A 19,272-nucleotide genomic window follows, 5' to 3' on the forward strand; every position below is an offset into this window, starting at 1 on the left:
AATTGAATGAACAGCGAAATTGCTCGAATGCTGTTTTATATGGCCGTTCATTACGGTGAAAGTGGTGAAATTGATTTAGAACTAAATAATCAAGTGAGCAGCTGCACCAATCCCTATCATGGAAAGTTGGCGGTCCTGCTGGAATGGAACGAACAGGACCCAGCAGATACTTTTGAACGAAAAGAAATCGAAATGAAATCATTTATAATAAATATTACTATAATCGATAATCGCAACCCTTTCATAGATCACCCGGAATTGGCCCTAGCCACCTGTCATGATTAAACGAAAAAGCCGTTCCTTTTTATGGGACAGCTTTTCCTTATTTAAAAGTCCAAATTTTTAGAAAAATCACATAATTATATTTTATTTAAATAGCAATCTATTTTAATATTATAAAAATTACAACTTTTTTTATATTGCTAACACCTTTTATAGTAAGCGTTTTCATTTTTTTACTTTACAAACTTTCTATTAAAATATATTATTTAGTTGTAATATTATGTGAAAAATCAATAAATAATATGTATTCAGCTCTACTAGTGATAAAATGCTAGATAGAGAAAATTAACTCCAAAAGAAAAGGGGAAACTTATGCAAAACTCCAAAGAATCTCAACTGCATAGAGGTTTGGAAGAAAGACATATCGCATTAATGTCTCTTGGCGCAGCAATTGGAGTCGGTTTATTTCTCGGATCGGCCTCTGCGATTAAATTAGCTGGCCCAGCCATTATTATTTCTTATGCTATCGGCGGGCTTATGATCTATCTTATCATGCGGGCACTAGGGGAAATGGCGATCAAAAATCCAGTCGCAGGCTCTTTCAGTCGCTATGCAAGTGAATTTGTCGGTCCTCTTGCCGGATATATAACCGGTTGGAATTACTGGTTCGTTTGGATTGCCACCTGTATGGCTGAAATTACGGCAGTCGGAATCTATATGCAATTTTGGTTCCCTGGGACTCCACAATGGGCTTGGGCGTTAGCCGCACTTGCCATCATGACAACGGTTAACTTTCTTGCTGTAAAAGCTTACGGTGAATTGGAGTTTTGGTTCGCCTTAGTTAAAATAGTTACAATCATCCTTATGATCGTTCTTGGCTTCGGGATGATTATCTTTGGACTGGGGAACGGCGGAATCGCGGTTGGATTCGGTAACCTAGTTGAACATGGTGGATTTTTCCCTAATGGAATATCCGGTGTCATCCTCTCTTTCCAAATGGTCATGTTCGCCTATTTGGGAATTGAAATGCTCGGTGTAACCGCAGGTGAAGTCAAAAATCCAGAAAAATCTTTAAAAAGAGCCATCGATACCGTCTTTTATCGAATTTTACTTTTTTACGTTTTAGCTCTTACAGTCATTCTATCGATTACTCCGTGGGATCAAATGAATGGAAAAGACAGCCCATTCGTTATGATGTTTGATAAAATCGGTATACCAGGCGCAGCAGGAATCATTCAGTTTGTCGTACTGACAGCGGCCCTTTCATCTTGTAACAGCGGGATCTTCAGTACAGGAAGAATGTTATTCAACCTAGCCCAGCAAGGTGAATCACCTAAAAGTTTCGAACGTACTACAAAGTCAGGCGTTCCTGGCGTTGCCATTATCGTTTCAGCTGTAGTTCTACTTTTCGGTGTTTACCTTAACTACATGGAAGCCGAGAAAGTTTTCAGTTACGTTACAAGTGTCGCCACATTTGGTGCACTCTGGACATGGGGAACCATACTTGTCACACAGATCATCTCTAGACGGAAAATGAGTCCGGGAGAAAAACAAGGCTTAGCTTACAAGATGCCACTTTTCCCATTCACTTCTTATTTCACTCTAGCCTTTTTAGTATTCGTAATGGTTATACTCGGCTTTTCTGCAGATACAAGAATTGCTCTTATCGTTGGTCCAATCTGGATCGTCCTGTTGGTAGTCCTGTATTATGTGACCGGATTGAATAAACGAAAAGGATAAATGCAAGAGGGTGCCCAAAACGAATTTGGGCACCCTCTTTTTTTCTGCCTTTTACCTTTTACCCCTTCTTTTCATCGCCCAATGTACCACCGCACCAGCTCCGCCTAAAACAATGAGGATCGGCAAGTTTCCTATTATAAAAACAATGATCCCTGAGCCCGCTTTAAGTAATAGATTCGCACTTGTTGCAAGTTGTTTCTTCGTTCTCTCCCATGTATCCAGTTTTGCATTATCAATACCCGGTACCACGATCCGTTCCTGTGATAATGTGATTGTAACCGTCGAATATGAGGTCTGGTTTTCAAGATACTTCATTTGGCCGGTCAGCTGCTCGATTTCTTCTTGAACCGCGGCAAGATCGGATGATATTTTCAGCAAATCTTCCGTCTTCTTAGCGTCCTGCATGAATGCAAGTAACCTCTCTTCCACAGCCCGCTTTGACTTCAGTCTTGCTTTTAAATCTACATATTGCTCCGTTACATCCTGGCCTGTCACGTTCCTTCCGACCACTTCTGAAGCCTGCCCCTCGGTAACGACAAGAAAGTCCTGAAAACGAGCTTCCGGAATCCTGACTGTGATCGTACCTTCTACCCTCTCTTCATCTTCCCTGTATACATTGGACTCTACAATATAGCCGCCGTATTCGTTCGCCTTTCTTTCAATCTTCATTTGTGTTTTTTCTAGATTTTTTACTTTCAACTGAAGCTGTGCTTGGTGGATGACCATCCTATCATTTGTTGCCGCCTCTTTTTCCGCCTTCTTATCAGAAGCCTGTTCCCCTGATAAAGAGGAGTCCATTTTACTTTCCGCTTTTTCTTCCTGTGACTTCGGTAAGGATTCTTCTTTATCATTACTACTACATGCCCCCAGGAAAAGAAACAAGCCGAAAATTAGTATCACTTTTTTTCGATTCATCGGTATTCCTCCTTGTCTTAACATTACCGACGAATATTTTGGAAGAAAGTTACACTTCCGGATAAAAGGTGGCATTCCAAAACATCCAAATTATGTATAAAGATGGATGGTATATCGACTATAGAGAATTAGCTAAAAGTGGATTAGTTCCGGTTGTCTGAGGCTCAAATGAAGATGTATTGACCCACAAGAAATTCTAAAGAATTTTGAAAGCCTAGATGTATCAACACTTTCTAAAAGGCACGAGTTTATTCTAACAATACAAAGGCAACAATAAGAATTATAATCAGCGATGGGAAGCCGGGATATAGTGGAAAATTTCAAAATTAGCGCTCGACAATTTGCAATAATAGTCATTCTATTTTCTGTAGGTACGACCATCTTGGTGATTCCTGGAATCATGGCTCAAGAGGTAAAACAAGATGCTTGGATTGCAGCTGTATTCGGTATAGGCATAGGTTTATTGCTGGTGGCTTTATATATCGCCGTAGGCAGGATGTTCCCTACTATGACACTGGTGGAAATCAATGAAACACTTTTTGGCAAATGTTTAGGTAAGGCAGTCTCTCTTTCGTTTGTTTTATTTTCACTTTACTCAACGTCAGAACTATTGCTTTATGTTGGGAACTTCTTAACTACACAGATTATGCCTGATACACCAATTGAAGCGATCATTATTCTTTTCGCATGCATCTTAATAATGGGAATTCGACTTGGTCTTGAAACATTGGCTCGTTCTGCAGAATTGTTATTTCCTATCTTTGTTTTTTTATTCATAATTCTAGTGGTTTCAATATTATTACCTCCTGTTCAATATAAGGTTGAAAATATACAACCGGTATTTGAAGCAGGAATAAAACCGATGATTCATGCTGTTTTTCTTTTTACAGGTTTTTTTTCTTTGCCATTGATTGTTTTATTAATGATTTTTCCTGTTTCAGTGAATCAACAAAAAGCAGCAGAAAAAACCTTTTTTATCGGAGTACTAATCGCCGGAATCTGTTTACTCATCATAATCACTTTAACTATTATAGTTTTAGGTGCAGATGCTAGTGCCCGAAACACGTATCCAAGTTATATTTTGGCCAGAAAAATAAACGTTGGCGATTTTTTTCAAAGGATTGAAGCAATAATGGCTATCATGTGGATTATCTCGATTTACTATAAAATGAGTTTTTACTTTTACGCTTCGGTTATAGGTCTTGCACATACATTTAATATGAAGAATTACCGGCCGCTTACGCTACCTTTAGGGATGGTCTTGGTTTCGCTTTCAGTACTTATACATCCCAATGTGGCCCATTCAATCAAATTTGATAAAGAAATTTGGCCCCTATATGTTTCAACGTACGGACTTGTTTTTCCTATTCTCTTATTAACAGTCAATGCATTCCGAAAAAAAATACATCAAAAATAAAAAACGTTCCTTTACTTCAGATTTTTAGAGTATAAATATACCACATAACTATATTCTTCTCGGCTGAAACCCCTATAAATGAATAGAGCGAAAGGAGTCTCGTCTATGAAACGGAGCTATACCCTGTTTATCCTGCTAATCGTATTCCTGTTATTCACTACAGGTTGCTGGAACCGTCGTGAATTGAATGAACTAGCTATTGCGCTGGCATTAGGGCTGGATAGTACAAAGGATGGTCAATTTCTCTTAACCGCCCAAGTGGTAAATCCAGGAGAATTAGGTACGGGAAAAAGCGGTGGAAGTTCCGGTATATCACCGACAGTCATCTATCAGGCGAAAGGGAAAACTGTCTTTGAGGCTTTCCGCAAAATGACCAAGGAATCCCCAAGAAAAATATATCCCTCACATCTTCGAATCCTCGTGATTGGTGAGTCATTAGCGAAAAAAGGAATTGGTAAACCGTTAGATCTTCTCACAAGGGACTGGGAACTGCGATCCGATTTTTATATCGTCGTAGCTAAGGGAATGAGAGCAGAAGAGATCCTGAAGGTGCCCACTTCTTTAGAAAAAATCCCTGCAAATCAGATATTTGATGCCCTGGATGTCTCAGCTACTGCATGGTCAGCGACAAGTTTCGTTGAGTTAGACGATCTGGTCGCCGATATTGTAAGTGATGGAAAACAACCGGTGTTAACAGGAATTCAAGCAGATATAAAAGGAGACAAAAAAACTTCTTTAAGCAAACAGAATATAGAAATGATTGATCCCCCCGCTCGTTTGCATTTTCAAAAATTAGCGGTATTTAAATATGATAAATTAGTTGGCTGGTTAAATGAAATGCAAAGCAAAACGTATAACGTCATTACAAACAAGGAGAAAAGTACTGTTGTGAATTTACCGTGTCCTAAAGGTGGAAAAGCTGTGTATGAAGTGAAAAGGTCAAACACGGAAATGAAAGGTAAGATAAAGAATGGAAAACCTGAGATTGATCTAAATATTCATGTGGAAGGCAATTTAGGTGAAGTAGAATGTCATATTGATTTGACAAAACCAGAAACGATTGAAAAATTGGAGGAAATTTATGAAAAAGGAGCGGAGGAAGCGTTCAAAAAGTCAATAATAGAGGTACAGAAAAATGAAAAAGTGGACATTTTTGGATTTGGTGAGGCGATTCATCGAGCTGATCCTAAAGCCTGGAAAAAACTAAAAAAAGATTGGGATAAAAATTTTGAGAACTTGCCTGTAAATATAAATGTAGAAGGAGAAATACGGCACGTAGGTACTGTTGGTAATTCCTTTTTAGAAAAGATCAAGTAATTGGTTTGCTTTATCAAGAAATGGGGTTATGTTGTGTTTCATGAAAGCCTTTAGGAATCTATTTGCACATGGCCCCTAATTGGTATACCACACAAAGGAATAAACCAAGGATTTTCCCATCATCTAGCGGAAAAGAAAAGGAACTGTCTCCAGCTCCCGTTTTGAAGGCCTCATTACTCCGAATCACACTGATTCATTTCTTTTAGCCATTCGTTATTAAATTGACCAATTTTTAATTCATGTCTACATTATGATCGACTTGTGGATCATAATGTAGACATGAATGCGCTTCTTCAAGTGTTTCTGTAAAGTAGCCTGAATCATCCATGAAAGGTCCACTTTCAAAATCTTTCTCTTTCTAATCAGATTCGTCTAAATACTCGATATGAAGCGGACACACTTGCTTATTTTTCCATTCTAAACATCTTTTGTTCTTTTTTCACTTCAATACTTTCTAAAAAATCATGTCAGAAAGCGGTTTATAAATAGCTGTAACCCAACCTAGTGGATTGGGAACCTTGATATTCAGTGCTTGGGCAACGCTTAATGCGGTTCCGAATAGTAGAATAATGGAAAAAATCCATAGTTCCTTTTTTAATTTTTTCCTCAAAAGATAAGGAACATCAATCGCGATAATCCCAGCGACGATGACAAGGATTCCTGCAACACCCACCACTATTGATTACTCCTTTCCCTAATTGCTTTATAACAGAATGGGATACCGTACGGTCAAATCTTTGTCTCTACCTTACATAAACATTGTTTATTTCCAATCCAACTAATACCACTTGGTAGCTTTTGACTTCATCCAATCTGAATAGAAGCATTTTGTGTATTTTGATGGCCCTTTACATAACTTTGGTTTCAATCTTATATGTTATTCCGCGGCGGTTTCGGTGCTGTCGAAACTTGTTCGCGTTTATTGTTTTTCTGGTTGATTAAACGGGGGCGAGAAAACATCCCCCCTCTAGGTACCCGAATAAACGTATCCTTAATGTCTTCACTGATAAAAGGAGCAAAAGGACTCATATAGGGAACCCCAAAGGAACGCAAGCTGCACATGTGAAGAACAATTGCGATGAACCCAACGATTAACCCGAATATGCCAAAAGAAGCGGCAAGCGCCATCATCGGGAAACGGAGCATTCGAATCGACATGGACATGGTAAAAGCAGGAAGCACAAAGCTTGAAATAGCCGTGATTGCAACAACAATTACCATGGCAGCCGATACGATTCCAGCATCTACTGCCGCTGTTCCAATCACCAGTGTCCCTACAATTGAAATAGCTTGTCCTATAGCTTTTGGCATTCGCAAACCAGCTTCCCGCAAAATTTCAAACGCCCCTTCCATCATAAGGGCTTCAATGAATGCAGGAAAGGGAACGCCTTCTCGTTGAGAGGCTAGACCGATCAGCAGTCGGGTTGGTAACATTTCCTGGTGGTACGTGGTGATAGCGATATATAGGGATGGTCCTAGTAGAGCAATAAAAATAGTAAAAAAACGAAGAAAACGAATCAGGGTGCTAATATCTGCACGCTGATAATAATCTTCCGCAGCCTGAATAAAGGAGATGAATAGTGCAGGAACGACTAGAACAATCGGCGTTCCGTCCACTAGTATGGCAACTTTCCCTTCCAAAAGCTCGGCGGCAATCACATCAGGGCGTTCCGAATAATATATAGTCGGAAAGGGACTGAACGTTTCATCTTGAATCAATTCCTCAATATACCCACTTTCCAGGATTCCATCGATATCGATTCGATTCAGACGCTTATGCACTTCTTCGACGACTTTGTCATTCACAATTCCATCGATATACATGATCGCTACTTCGGTTTTGGTCAATTCTCCAATTTTTTTCGATTCCAACCAAAGTCGGGGGGTTTTTATTTTTCTGCGGATTAACGCCGTATTGGTCCGCAAGTTCTCAGTAAAACCTTCCTTTGGCCCACGAACGACGCTTTCCGTGGTGGATTCCGTTACACCACGGTCTTTTCCACCACGCATACCGATTGTAAACCCTTGTGCATATCCATCCAATAAGAGAATAACATCCCCTGATAACAGGGAAGTAAATAAAGAATTGAATTCCGTAACATCCTGTATGTCTCCAACCGAAAGGATGCGATCTTTCAATACTTGTAAAACGTTCTGTTGTGACGATATCATTTGCTCCTGATCAGGATGGATATCTAACATGAGTGATTCCATGATAAAATTCTGAATGGCATTAGTGTCCACCAATCCATCCGTATAAAAAATACATGCTTTAACGATTCGCCCTTTGCCAATTTGTATTTCTCTAATCACGATATCGCCGCTATTTCCAAGCTGTTGCTTAACATGTTGAATGTTTCCTTGAAGGCTTGTTTTTAACAAGTCTTTGTTTGTTTCCTTATTTTGATCGTCTTTGGATGAGGAGAGGTTAATGCTGTTTTTTCTTTTTTTCTTAAATAAACTCATACATTTTATCCCCCTCTCAGTTTTTTTTCTTCTTTAGAAGGTAGAGTTATTAGATAAATTATTGAGAAAAGATTTGGTTCTTAAAAGCACTTGTAATTTTATATTTATTCTCTGCTATGTATTTGCTAATTCATGATGGTCATGTTTATGGAGGTTATATGTACAATAATCTGGACTATCAGCCATGAAGATTCACGGACGTGCTAAGATTCTTTTTATTGGGCTCTTTTCGTAAAGATTGTTGTTTTTAAAACGAAACTATTTAAGATTGATTGGAGCGGAAGTGCGAGACTCCTGCGGGAGCAGCGGGACAGGTGAGACCCCACAGGCGTTTACGCCGAGGAGGCTCACCGCCCGCACCAAGGAAAGCGAGCATCTGGAGGGGAAATCAACCACAACTCACTACCTGGTAAATAGCAACAAAGTATGTGAAAACAGCCTTTTATTTTTATGATTTCCCACTAAATGTTCACTATTTGAAGTAAATTCTGTTTCCGAATACAGGGTTTGCTCTCTTTTTTCACTATCCGGCTGCATGCATTGTTCATTTTTTTAACAGTCCAAGTTTATCGTTTTAACGAATGAATTGTTCAATGTCTTCGCTATTATCATGCCTATTTTCCAATTTTTAATACTTTTCTACACAAAGGTGTTTATATAGCTACGTCTATGTCATGAATAGAAAAAAGAGCGTCCCTTTGTATTATGGAACGCTCTTTTTTATAGTTTCACGAGTAAACTCTCTTAACTCACCGGTAAATCCTAATTAATTATTGATATTGGTAATCCTGCCTTCAATTTCTGCCGTGATTTTTCCGCCTTTGAAGGTTTCTTTCACGTAGTTAACGAAAGCTTCTAGATCAGCATGTCCAAACACACGCTCTTTTCCTTTCAGGACGGTATAGTTATCACCGCCGCTTGCCATGAAATCATTGACGGCCACTGTGTACGTTGCGGCATCCTTGATTGGTGTCCCATCCGCTTTCTTCAATAAAGTGACACGCTCAGTGACAGGTTTACTGAAATCGGCTGTATAGCTCAGTCCAGATATTTGCAAAGTCTTCGGAGCTCCTTCAACGATCCATTGCTGTTGAAGCAGCGTTTTCACTTCGGCTCCAGTCAGTTCCAGCTTAACCAATACGTTTCCGAAAGGCTGGATTTTCGCTAAATCGGAAAAGGTGACTTCTCCCTTTGGAATATCAGCACGAATTCCACCTGGATTCATGAAAGCAAAATCGGAATTCAAATCTGCTTTCATCGAATCGGCGATTAAATTCCCAAGTCCAGTTTCCTGTGTATAGGCATTGGTTCTTAAAATTTTCTCATCCGTTGTCCCAAGCGGGGCCTTCAACTCGGGGAACATGTCTAAATAGTCGTTAATGAATTTCGTCGTCCCGGCATCCGGTGTGATGCCCTCTTGTGTAACCGTAACAATTTCAGCTGACTTTTTGACAATATCCTTAGTGTTTGGATCGATTTCCAAATCCACATCTTCAAAAGCCGTTCCATAAGAGTAAGCTTGTACAATCAATTTATCATCCACATAGTTGTTGACCTTTGCATGATTATCTCCGGCTAAGATCACATCTACTTCATCATCCACGGCATTAGCAAGATCAGCCACTTCGCCTGTGATGACCCCTTCCTTTTCCGTGCCTGGGTCATGTGAGATGACCACAATCGATTTGACGCCTTTATCTTTCAACTCTTTAACCGCCTTATTTACGGCAGGTGCCTGTTCAATGAATTCCACATTCTTAATGCCATCCGGACTTACTTTTTGAGGTGTGGCATTCGTGACTACACCTATGAACCCCATATCAACCCCGCCGACCTTTTTTATGACGTAAGGGTCCAGAATCGGTTTTTTCGTGTCTTTATATACGACATTGGCTACAACATATGGAAAGTTCAATTTATCGAATACCACATCGGATGTAGGCGACTTTCCGCCATTGATTTGAGCCATCAGGGTTTCTACCCCTTTGTCGAATTCATGGTTCCCGACAGTTCCGACATCGAACTTCATATTATTCAAAAACTGAAGCGTCGGTTTGTCCTGGATCAATGAAGAAACGGGAGCACTTGCCCCAACAGCATCCCCTGCCGAAAGTAAAAGTGTATTTTCAGGGTTTTCAGCTTTACGCTGCTTCAAGTGCGCAGCTAAATAATCAGCACGCCCTTGTTTGATACCGCCAAAATCAGAAGTGGTATCCAGCTGGCCGTGAAGATCATTGATCCCGAGCAATTGCACTTTAACGTTCTCTTTCCCCAAATTAAATTTGTAAATGCCAAATCCTTTATCATCAGTTTTGCCTGTATAGGAAATCGGGCTTTCTTCATTTAAATATTCCGCACCCTTTGGTGATGAGGTGAAAGTCACGTTCACCTTGCCTGAAATCGGGGCAATCGACCAGTTATTATCAGCGGTTGGATTGATCTCACTCTCTTGTGTAATGTAATCCATCAAGATCTGGCGATTTTCATCCGCAGAGTCAACTACGTATTCGCTGCCCTTGATTCCCGGGAAGTTTCCTCCGCCCGAAGCACGGTAATTATTCGTCACGACGATGAAGTCTTGATTCGGGTCCACTGGCTTGCCATTATATTTCAAATTTGCAATCCTGCTTGAATCCGACACTTTTATCCCTTTCTCATCATAGCGCGGAGCCTTAGTGACATCGATTTGATACGTAACGCCGTCAATCACATCAAAATTATAGACGGCAAACTTTCCATTAAGCAATTCCTGTTCCTCAGACTTGGCAGGATCAATTTTATTATATTTCCCGGCAGACATCTCAAGCCATTCTTTAACAACGGATCCTTTGATCTTGATTGCCTTCAAGGTATTATCGTATAAATATAAATCGCCGGCGCTGCGAATGGTCAGTCCGCCTTCTTTGATTTCGGTGAATTCTTCGACTCCATTGCGACCCGCTTTGAAAGGAGCTCCTACAGAGAGAATGGGCAGGTCTTTGTATTCTGGGCGGTTGCTTTGGATGTATTTTTCTACATACCATTTCTGTGCGCTTGTCACGACCTGTACGGAAGGATCATCTTGCACAAGGGCGAAATAACTATGAATTGGAGCTGTAGTCGTTCCTATCGGCGTGTTAACATACTTGATCGTTCCTTCATGATCCTTTTTAACAGCTTTGACGACAGATGCATCTTCAACTGCTTTTTTTCCTGTTTCTTTATCATTGATTGCCCGTGTTGACGAATCAGAATGAACGACTTTCCATTTTCCCTTGATATTCTGGATATCAAGATCAATGATCCCCAGATTACTGCCGCCATATCCTGCTTGAACGGCTGGTACACCATTAATGGTTCCCTTTTTATTATCCACGCCTTTAAGGATTTTTCCTTGGCTATCTTTAAATAGACTGTCTAAAGACGCCTCATCTTGTGCAGGAAAGACTTTATGCGTATGGGAGAACGTGATGGCATCTATGCCGGATACCTTGCTTAATGAATAGATGACATCCTCGGTATTCTTGGTGTCGCCATTAAACCCGGAATGTGTGAGCGCCACGATGACATCTGCACCCTTTTTCTTCATTTCAGGTACATATTTATTTGCAGTCGTGACGATTTCTTTTGCAATGACCTTACCATCAAGATTCGCTTTATCCCAATCCATGATTTGCGGAGGGGCGAATCCAATGTAGCCAATTTTCACTGATTTTTCATTTCCATTTATATCCATTATTTTCTTCGTGACGATTTTATATGGAGTATATTTGTTTTTATCATTCTTTGGATTATTGTCTTTATCCTTTTTATAAACATTGGCATTGACATAAGGGAAATTCGCATCGTTGATGGCCTCGTCCAAATAAGATAGACCATAATTGAATTCATGATTGCCGAATGTAGCCACATCATAGTCAAGCAAGTTCATCGCTTTATAGACGGGGTGGACTTCACCTTTTTTCAGTGGCGCTATATTCGCTTTGTACGTACCTAGGGGGGTCCCTTGAATAAGGTCGCCGTTATCCACTAAAACACTATTTTTCACTTCTTTTCGTGCCTGTTTGATTAAAGATGCCGTGCGAGAAAAGCCGACGGAGTCTGATACGGCATCCTTATAATAATCATAGCTTACTAGATTAGTGTGTATATCTGTCGTTTCCATGATCCTAAGTTCAAATGGCGCATCTGAAACGGAGGTTGCCAGGCTGTTGCCGAAGTTACTCGTATTACCGTTATACTTGGCGACAACCGATACTTTGACCCAGTAACCCGATTTGTACGAATTGAAGTAGGCAGAGAACTTTTGGGCCGATTTAATATCCGCCTCAATGGCTGACTGTGAAATGACCTTCGTCCCATTCATTAACTGGAAGACAACGGTTTCATTTCCTTTATTCCCTTTTTTCGGCGTGACCTTCACAGTCGCTTTAGTGCCATTTGCGTAATTAACAGCAGGAGCTGAAATGATAAATGGTTTAGTAGCGACCGGTTTCTTATTTGCCTCTTTGGCAGATGTCCCGACTGGTACGGTAAATGGGGCAGTAATCAAACTTACAGCAAGTATCGGGGCGAGCATCCTTTTAACATGCATCTTGTACGACATACTTCACAACCCTTCTATTTTTGTAAAATGCTAGAATAATATAACATGATTTTGTCGAAAGCATGTTAAGTTTTACCTTAATATTAAGAATTTTTAATAATCGGTCCTATTTAACCATTTTCATTCACTGACATGAATCATTTTTCCTTTATATATTTAAAATCATTACAGAATCCCATGGAATCCTTGGGAAGAAAGTTGCTTTTTGCGACTCGGCCATACATGAGCAAGCCTGCTTCCATCGTATGGGATCTCAATGTCCTCCCTCTTTCTCAGACGCTCTCTACTTCACCGTAATCCCCTTTTTGAAAACAAAAAAACTGGTAAAGCGCATTACCAGTTTTAAAAATATAGAAATCTATAAAGCCCTATCTATTAAACTGGCTGATACAGGTTTAATCCCCATCTCCCTCGACCAGATGGACAACTGGCCAATATGATGTATTTCGTGGGCTATCAGATGGCCCAATATCCTGCCTTTTTCTTAAGTCCCCTCCATCCAAGGTGGCTGAATCAATTCACTTTCCCCATTAAACGAATCCGAGTTCAAATAGTCCATGACCTCAGAATGATAATGCTTAGATAAATCTTCTACTTTCTGGATTGTATTATAGGCGTCTAGATCAATCCCGACATCCGGCTTCCCCTGAATGGCCCGGATCCAGCTGCATTCAACATCGATAATATGAGCGAGTGTCCTCAAAATATTGCCCATCCCGCCCGTGCGCTGCCGTTTAAGTTCCTCACACGATACGGACCGGCACCATTTGAACCACTCATTTCTGACCTGCCAGTTATAAGTGAATAATGTCAGCATTCCTACCCCCAAAAAACTCTTTTTCGTTAATATCCCTTTTAGCGCTGCAGCCCTTTATATTGATAATAATCCTGTCTTTGAATCGTTTTGAATCCACAAGATTCATAGAGTCTTAAAGCATGCTCATTAGTCGCCTCGACTTCGAGAAAAATATCATATCCAAGCTGGCATTGTTCAGCTACCACCTTTTTCAATACCTTTCTGCCAAGTCCTTTTCCCTGGTATTCCGGTAAAATGGAAAATCCATAAATCCATGCTTCCCTACCTGACTGATCAACACGAATTTTACCGACAGGACAGCCATCCTTTTCAATCATCATGGTTTTCAGGGTATCCTCGTGCAGGATGCGCTGATAATAATCCCTCGCCTCTTTTTCCGTAAATTGGAAACATTGAATATCCAGCTGAATTTCCGTTTCCTCATCCTCTCTCCGTGAAGGGCGAACGACTGCATCCTCATAATCATCAAGCTCCGTTCCAGACCATTTCATTTGAAACTCAGAAAAAGCGAACTTACATGGCAGCTGTTTCAAAAACCCTGTCCCTGAATGTGATTGAGCAGGCGAGTTCAAGATGATCGACTTAAAGTTGCGCTCCATGGCACTCCTTATAGCGTCGTCCAACAGCTTTGTAAAAATTCCTTGCCTCCGAAATTCAGGATGTACCATCCCACACATCTCCACTTTATTTCCAAAATCGTAAAGACCAAGAAAACCAACAAGTTTTAATCCATCATAGTGAAGAAAATCATTCTTATTCACACCATTTCGACTGCGAAGTGTCTCCCAGTTCAGCTTTAATGTAAAATCTTCCCGCTCACATTCCTGCTGTAGAATCCGAATATCTTCTAGCTGTTTCTCATTCAAAATTCCCACCCCTTTTCCATACTATCAGTTTATTACCAAAAAAAAATAAAAGCAGCATCCTTTTACATGGATGCCGCATACTTTCCATAAGTTTTCTACAAATGTTGTTTTTTTAAAAGTATTTTCACTTTAATCCATAAAACTAAGATCGTATGAGGGGAGGATTTCCTATCTAATTCCATTGACGGATGAATTATTGTAGTAAAATGATTCCAATTGACGATTATTTTTTACCCATTTTGTGCTATATTCCAAATAATGGTCTGCGATTTTTTTATTTGACTTTAAAGGAGGGATTCATTGGTGAAATAGTACCTATTTCTTTATACCCGAATTCCGGACCCTTTTTAGAATAGAATCCGAAATTCGGTTTTTACTACCTAGCACATTACGTCCTGAGGTTATCGTTTCGTTTTATGAGCGGACTTTTTTAAGTTCTCTACGTCCGTTGTCAGTTCTTTTAATTGTTTACCGAAGCGGAAGAGCAAAAACATAGAAACGACGAATGGATAGCCAAATTCGCTAACTAATGACACCCACACAGTAGCATCCTCAATCATCATCCTCTTCACCCCTTTTCATGTATCTGATATCTAAAGTGAAACTTGTTTAAAAAAATCAATCTAGCACTATTGGTTTATGGATAAAGGAACAAATGTTCCTATATAATTGATTTATTCCCCTTGTCTATCACTTTATTAAATAAAGGAGGGATAGCAATGAACCAGTTAACTTCTCATTTTTTTTCTCATTCATTGGAGTTTCTGCAACAACAGTACTCATCTTTCTTTGAACAACCGATCATTCAAGTATTTTTACAGAACCCAGAGCATTTAAAGATTTTTACCGAAACTCTTGATTCCCCTTCTTCACATAACATTTGTCATCTCAACGAGACCTTCAAACTTTTCTATTACCGGGCTAAAGTATACAAATACATGTGCTCCTTGATTTACTTTTTCTCCGTTGATTTTGATAAAAGGGCACGGAAGCAGCGGGAACGCTATCGAATGGTACTTGATGCGACACCAAAGGATACTTTCGGAATGATCGATCGAATCGGCACTTTGGACGTTCAACTTGAAAAGATGGGGGAAACGAATGAGCTCTCTTCACACATAAGTGATGAAGAGATGATAAAAGCCCTGAAGAAGTTAACAGCCAAACAAAGTCTAGTACTGACCATGATCTTTTCCTATGGCCTATCCAACAAGGAAATAGCTGCCTATTTTCATGAATCTCCCCAGAATATCTCAAGCATTCGTAAACAGGCTCTCAAAAAACTTCGAAAGCACTATATGGATGAGGTATATAATAGAAAGGAGAAAAGCCATTGTGGATAAAAAACTATCAAAAGAAGAATTGATGAATCTAATCGACTCTTTGAATCCTAAAATAAAAAAATCGTTAAAAAACACCAACTATCAAGACCGGAATGATCTGGAACAAGAGATTAAACTCAAGATCATTGAGTCATATGAAAAAATCGTTTCAATCGAGGCCCCTAATTTTGAGGAGTTCCTTGCAGAATTCCTGACTAAGCAAAAACAATGAAAAAGTACCAAGTCCAGCATGCATGCTGGACTTGGTACTTTTTTTGCTGAATATCAGTATAATGGATTCAATGTCAGCTTATCACCTTTTGGATCATCCAATACCGTTTTGTGATAAGTACCTTCTGCCCAATCATCAAGCTGATCGTGGTACCACTCGCTTTTTACGTTACCTGATTGCCCAGGCCCAACGAGGTGATATCCCTTATTCATGTCGGATAGGTCAATGACAAATCTCCAGGAGCCACCATGATTAACGGTTCCGTTATCTAAAAATGCCGCTGCCTGAACGGTTACACTGCTACCGCCGACCGGCAATCCGCCGCCGCTGTTAAATAAATAATTTAACGGGGCGACACTTCGTAACGGATGGTTGAACCTTACCTGATGATAGTCTCCCCATTCCCAATCAGCTATATCGTCACCTTGTGATTCTTCCAGTTCCATTAACGTCTCCTGTAACGACTTGGCGAGTACCTGCTCCAGTCCGCCTGCCTCTTCAATCCAAGGACCCGGCTTACCGCCCAATGCCCGCCTTAGTAGTTCATCAACGGCCGAACGCCTTCCATTAAAGAGGTTGAGCGTTTCTTCCGGTATTTCTTCTGTAAGCAAAACTTCCCCTATTTTTTTCATCCATACATTAAAAATCATCGGTGCTGCTTCATCAACGGAATCAATATGATTCCATTTCTCCAGAATCCTTAGTGCCTTGTCTTCCTGTATTCCCGATGGACCTTTCAGTACCTCTATAAATTGAGGGACGAACTCCTTAGCCTGCAGATTCATCTGATCCATCTGCAAGCTTTGCATATCTTCTGCAGTAAGCTTTTTATTCGCTTTTAAAAACTCCTGTATCCTCATCTGACGGTACGGCTGTGCCCAGTTATTGCTGATATGGTAAGGATAATCATCTGAGATGACTTTATTATTCGCTGTCGAAATGAATCCCTCTTCCGGATTGACCGTTTTTGGAAGTTCATCAAATGGAATGTAGCCTTTCCACTCATATTCATCCGTCCAGCCAGGTACAGGCAGCATACTATCGCCTTTTTTACGGATAGGGATTTTCCCATTCGCCTTAAAGGCAATGGTCCCATCGACTGAGGCAAAGACGAAATTCTGTGCCGGCGTTTCGAATTTCAAAAGGGCCTTTTCGAAGTCTTTCCAGTTTTCCGCTTTATTCATATTAAGTACCGCTTCAAGCTCTGCGGATGGATCAAGTGCCGTCCACCTTAATGCAAGGACTGTGTCTTTTCCGCTTTTCCCGGCAAAGTCGGAGACAACCGGTCCATGACGGGTAACCGTCACTTTATAGTCAAGTGTCTTACCATCCTTAACCTTGATCGGTTCGTTTAAGATGTGAGCCTTGTCCCATTTATCTTTGAAGGCGAATTCTTTCTCGTTTTCCGGGTGTCTCTTCTCAATATACAGATCCTGGACATCCGGTCCTGTATTCGTCACACCCCAAGCGACCTTATCGTTATGACCGAGAATGATACCCGGAATCCCGGCAAAAATAACACCGCTCACATTGACTGTCGGGGCCTCCAAATGCATTTGGTACCAAACGGACGGTGTAGCTAACCCCAGATGGGGATCATCCGCCAATAACGGCTGCCCGGAATCCGTTTTCTTGCCAGATACGACCCAGTTGTTGCTGCCGTTGAATTCATTAGGAACAACGGCCCCGGCGAAGCTTTTTTCAATATCCAGTTCTTCCTTGCTGATGATATATGGTGCGCCCTCTGGATAATCCGGGAATAGATCATACGCTTTTTCCTTTGGGAAGGTTTGCAACAAATACTGTCTAAACGCCTGATCTTCCCAGTTCCCGCCTAAATCAAAGGCCATATACTTACCGATGGTGAGCGAATCGACGGGTGTCCACGGTTCTGGTTCGTATCCAAGTAAAGTGAACTCGGTCGGCCATTTCCCATTCTCCTTCAATTCATCGATATATAAATTTACCCCTTCTGCAAACACATCCAAGGCTTCTTTACCGTCGCTTGTATATGCTGCATAAGACGCTTCAGCTGCCCGCCTTAGCCCAAGTGTGCGGAAATATTTATCATTTTTGACGGTTTTCTCACCAATCACTTCACTCAATCTTCCTGACGCCTGACGCCTGCTTAAATCCATTTGAAATAAACGGTCCTGTGCTTGGATATACCCTTGGGCTAAATATAAATCATGTTCATTCGCTGCGTTGATATGCGGGACCCCGCTGGAATCCCTCATAACTGTTACTTGTTTCAAAAGGCCTGGAAGCGAAATTTCCCCCTTTGTTTCCGGCAAGGACCTTGAAAGAAATACATTTGCTGCAATCAAGACAGACAGCAAAAGTAGAATCAGGATTGCAAGACTCCATAGCACCCGCTTTTTCCACTTCCGTTTTGGTTTTTGCTGAGGTACGGCAACTTCCATCAATTCATCTCACTCCCCCCTTAAAACTCTCTTATTATCTACTTAAGATATTCCGCGTCCCCACCCGCCTTTCCTACCAACTTCCTAACATTCCCTCTGTTTATTTCCGGAAGGGAGAAAGGTGCAAGGACGGTTGTTCCCGCTCAAGGTCGGATTATTCCGCTAAAGGTCGGATTATTCCGCGCAAGGACGAATTGTTTCCGCGAAATTCGATAAACATTGTCAAATACAAAAACACCGATACAATGTATCGATGTTCAGGGGATGTTAGCTATTAGCAATTATGTATTCAATCACCTTATCTGGATCATCCGTATAAAAAAGGGCCTTATCGAAGTCATGGGCTGCCTTCGCCTCAGCTTCCATGTATTCAACCGGGGATAGGAAACCAAAGAGCCTCTTCCATTTATGATTTTTCTCCAGAAGTTTTCTTTCCCTTTTTATATCCTCTGGTATGAATTTATTAATGATATAACATGGGTCAGAAAATGCATCAGCATTAAAACGCTCGTTCAAGGTTCGCAATTTTTCCCGATCCCACTCCACCCTTATTAAGTCAGAAATGACCGACACATTTTGGACTGATTCAAGGATGCGTTTCGACAAAACATCATATTCTTCATCCTCCAACCCATTATCCGTCATGATCCCCACACAATACCATTTTTCATTCGGATCAAGTTCTTCATTTTTCTTGAAAAACACTCTTCATCCACCTTCCTTTCGGGCTTTACATGTCCTATCTCTTTTTTTTGTATGCTTTTCCGTATTCACGTTTTTCCCATTCATTATCTAGATGAATAAAGCAACATGTCCGTATTCACGCCATTTCACTATATCATGGAGATATATCCATTTGACGAAAAATGAAGAAAGCTGCTGGTATGGTTGCCACCATTCACCAAACTTCTTGCATTTAGGAAACATCATGACATACAAAAAAAGATACC

General features: G+C 40.6%; 15 protein-coding genes and 2 pseudogenes. 7 read left to right on the plus strand and 10 right to left on the minus strand.

The features are described 5' to 3' along the window. Positions 1-6: 6 nt before the first annotated feature. Together AC1DVK_RS13145 and AC1DVK_RS13150 are read left to right on the plus strand one after the other, a co-directional pair. Positions 7-285: pseudogene (locus AC1DVK_RS13145) on the plus strand (endonuclease); the annotation flags it as partial. 309 nt (positions 286-594) lie between these two features. After that, entirely contained in the window at positions 595-1,962 is a 1,368-nt protein-coding gene (locus AC1DVK_RS13150; protein WP_410862291.1) for an amino acid permease, read from the plus strand. A 51-nt stretch (positions 1,963-2,013) separates the two neighbouring features. Here the strand turns inward: AC1DVK_RS13150 and AC1DVK_RS13155 are convergent, their stop codons facing one another. Continuing rightward, positions 2,014-2,877, minus strand: a complete 864-nt coding sequence (locus AC1DVK_RS13155; RefSeq protein ID WP_289336897.1) for a DUF4349 domain-containing protein — start codon at positions 2,875-2,877, stop codon at positions 2,014-2,016. Positions 2,878-3,187: 310 nt separating this feature from the next. On the opposite strand from AC1DVK_RS13155, the gene AC1DVK_RS13160 reads away from it, so the two are divergent. Then, positions 3,188-4,294: a GerAB/ArcD/ProY family transporter gene (locus AC1DVK_RS13160; protein WP_477626646.1), complete on the plus strand. Its 1,107-nt coding sequence runs from the start codon at positions 3,188-3,190 to the stop codon at positions 4,292-4,294. A 105-nt stretch (positions 4,295-4,399) separates the two neighbouring features. Continuing rightward, positions 4,400-5,611: a Ger(x)C family spore germination protein gene (locus tag AC1DVK_RS13165; RefSeq protein WP_477626647.1), complete on the plus strand. Its 1,212-nt coding sequence runs from the start codon at positions 4,400-4,402 to the stop codon at positions 5,609-5,611. A 454-nt stretch (positions 5,612-6,065) separates the two neighbouring features. Here AC1DVK_RS13165 and AC1DVK_RS13170 read toward each other — a convergent pair whose 3' ends face one another. Both AC1DVK_RS13170 and AC1DVK_RS13175 read right to left on the minus strand, forming a co-directional pair. After that, positions 6,066-6,287: a hypothetical protein gene (locus AC1DVK_RS13170; RefSeq protein WP_410862284.1), complete on the minus strand. Its 222-nt coding sequence runs from the start codon at positions 6,285-6,287 to the stop codon at positions 6,066-6,068. Positions 6,288-6,481: 194 nt separating this feature from the next. Next, positions 6,482-8,077, minus strand: a complete 1,596-nt coding sequence (locus AC1DVK_RS13175) for a spore germination protein (RefSeq protein ID WP_477626648.1) — start codon at positions 8,075-8,077, stop codon at positions 6,482-6,484. Positions 8,078-8,318: 241 nt separating this feature from the next. Between AC1DVK_RS13175 and AC1DVK_RS13180 the strand changes: the two genes are divergently transcribed. Beyond that, positions 8,319-8,531, plus strand: coding sequence for a hypothetical protein (locus AC1DVK_RS13180; protein WP_477626649.1), 213 nt, complete (start codon positions 8,319-8,321; stop codon positions 8,529-8,531). Between the two features lie 312 nt (positions 8,532-8,843). Here AC1DVK_RS13180 and AC1DVK_RS13185 read toward each other — a convergent pair whose 3' ends face one another. From AC1DVK_RS13185 to AC1DVK_RS13200, 4 genes and pseudogenes are all read right to left on the minus strand, one after another. Next, positions 8,844-12,662, minus strand: coding sequence for a bifunctional 2',3'-cyclic-nucleotide 2'-phosphodiesterase/3'-nucleotidase (locus AC1DVK_RS13185; protein ID WP_477626650.1), 3,819 nt, complete (start codon positions 12,660-12,662; stop codon positions 8,844-8,846). A 358-nt stretch (positions 12,663-13,020) separates the two neighbouring features. After that, positions 13,021-13,479, minus strand: a pseudogene (locus AC1DVK_RS13190) (DinB family protein). Positions 13,480-13,517: 38 nt separating this feature from the next. Further along, complete coding sequence (locus AC1DVK_RS13195) at positions 13,518-14,354, minus strand: GNAT family N-acetyltransferase (protein ID WP_477626651.1); 837 nt, start codon at positions 14,352-14,354, stop codon at positions 13,518-13,520. Between the two features lie 392 nt (positions 14,355-14,746). Continuing rightward, entirely contained in the window at positions 14,747-14,908 is a 162-nt protein-coding gene (locus tag AC1DVK_RS13200; protein ID WP_081092540.1) for a YvrJ family protein, read from the minus strand. A 156-nt stretch (positions 14,909-15,064) separates the two neighbouring features. Between AC1DVK_RS13200 and AC1DVK_RS13205 the strand changes: the two genes are divergently transcribed. Together AC1DVK_RS13205 and AC1DVK_RS13210 are read left to right on the plus strand one after the other, a co-directional pair. Beyond that, positions 15,065-15,688: a sigma-70 family RNA polymerase sigma factor gene (locus AC1DVK_RS13205; protein ID WP_089361832.1), complete on the plus strand. Its 624-nt coding sequence runs from the start codon at positions 15,065-15,067 to the stop codon at positions 15,686-15,688. Beyond that, complete coding sequence (locus AC1DVK_RS13210; protein WP_089361833.1) at positions 15,681-15,899, plus strand: hypothetical protein; 219 nt, start codon at positions 15,681-15,683, stop codon at positions 15,897-15,899. Before AC1DVK_RS13205 ends, AC1DVK_RS13210 begins: the two co-directional genes overlap by 8 nt. Positions 15,900-15,952: 53 nt before the next feature. Here the strand turns inward: AC1DVK_RS13210 and AC1DVK_RS13215 are convergent, their stop codons facing one another. The 3 genes from AC1DVK_RS13215 to AC1DVK_RS13225 form a co-directional block, all read right to left on the minus strand. Beyond that, positions 15,953-18,322 carry a penicillin acylase family protein gene (locus tag AC1DVK_RS13215; protein ID WP_477626652.1) on the minus strand — a complete coding sequence of 790 codons (2,370 nt, stop codon included), beginning with the start codon at positions 18,320-18,322 and terminating at the stop codon, positions 15,953-15,955. Between the two features lie 267 nt (positions 18,323-18,589). Further along, entirely contained in the window at positions 18,590-19,027 is a 438-nt protein-coding gene (locus tag AC1DVK_RS13220) for a hypothetical protein (protein WP_061465406.1), read from the minus strand. An 87-nt stretch (positions 19,028-19,114) separates the two neighbouring features. After that, positions 19,115-19,249, minus strand: a complete 135-nt coding sequence (locus AC1DVK_RS13225) for a hypothetical protein (RefSeq protein WP_477626653.1) — start codon at positions 19,247-19,249, stop codon at positions 19,115-19,117. Between the last annotated feature and the right edge of the window lie 23 nt (positions 19,250-19,272).

This window comes from Peribacillus sp. P4_B1, from assembly GCF_056402395.1.

What these genes read in the sequence shown, in the direction of transcription:
- AC1DVK_RS13150 (WP_410862291.1), top strand. Translation starts at nt 595, where the DNA reads ATGCAAAACTCCAAAGAATCTCAACTGCATAGAGGTTTGGAAGAAAGA.
- AC1DVK_RS13155 (WP_289336897.1), bottom strand. Translation starts at nt 2,877, where the DNA reads ATGAATCGAAAAAAAGTGATACTAATTTTCGGCTTGTTTCTTTTCCTG.
- AC1DVK_RS13165 (WP_477626647.1), top strand. Translation starts at nt 4,400, where the DNA reads ATGAAACGGAGCTATACCCTGTTTATCCTGCTAATCGTATTCCTGTTA.
- AC1DVK_RS13175 (WP_477626648.1), bottom strand. Translation starts at nt 8,077, where the DNA reads ATGAGTTTATTTAAGAAAAAAAGAAAAAACAGCATTAACCTCTCCTCA.
- AC1DVK_RS13185 (WP_477626650.1), bottom strand. Translation starts at nt 12,662, where the DNA reads ATGTCGTACAAGATGCATGTTAAAAGGATGCTCGCCCCGATACTTGCT.
- AC1DVK_RS13200 (WP_081092540.1), bottom strand. Translation starts at nt 14,908, where the DNA reads ATGATGATTGAGGATGCTACTGTGTGGGTGTCATTAGTTAGCGAATTT.
- AC1DVK_RS13205 (WP_089361832.1), top strand. Translation starts at nt 15,065, where the DNA reads ATGAACCAGTTAACTTCTCATTTTTTTTCTCATTCATTGGAGTTTCTG.
- AC1DVK_RS13215 (WP_477626652.1), bottom strand. Translation starts at nt 18,322, where the DNA reads ATGGAAGTTGCCGTACCTCAGCAAAAACCAAAACGGAAGTGGAAAAAG.
- AC1DVK_RS13225 (WP_477626653.1), bottom strand. Translation starts at nt 19,249, where the DNA reads ATGTTTCCTAAATGCAAGAAGTTTGGTGAATGGTGGCAACCATACCAG.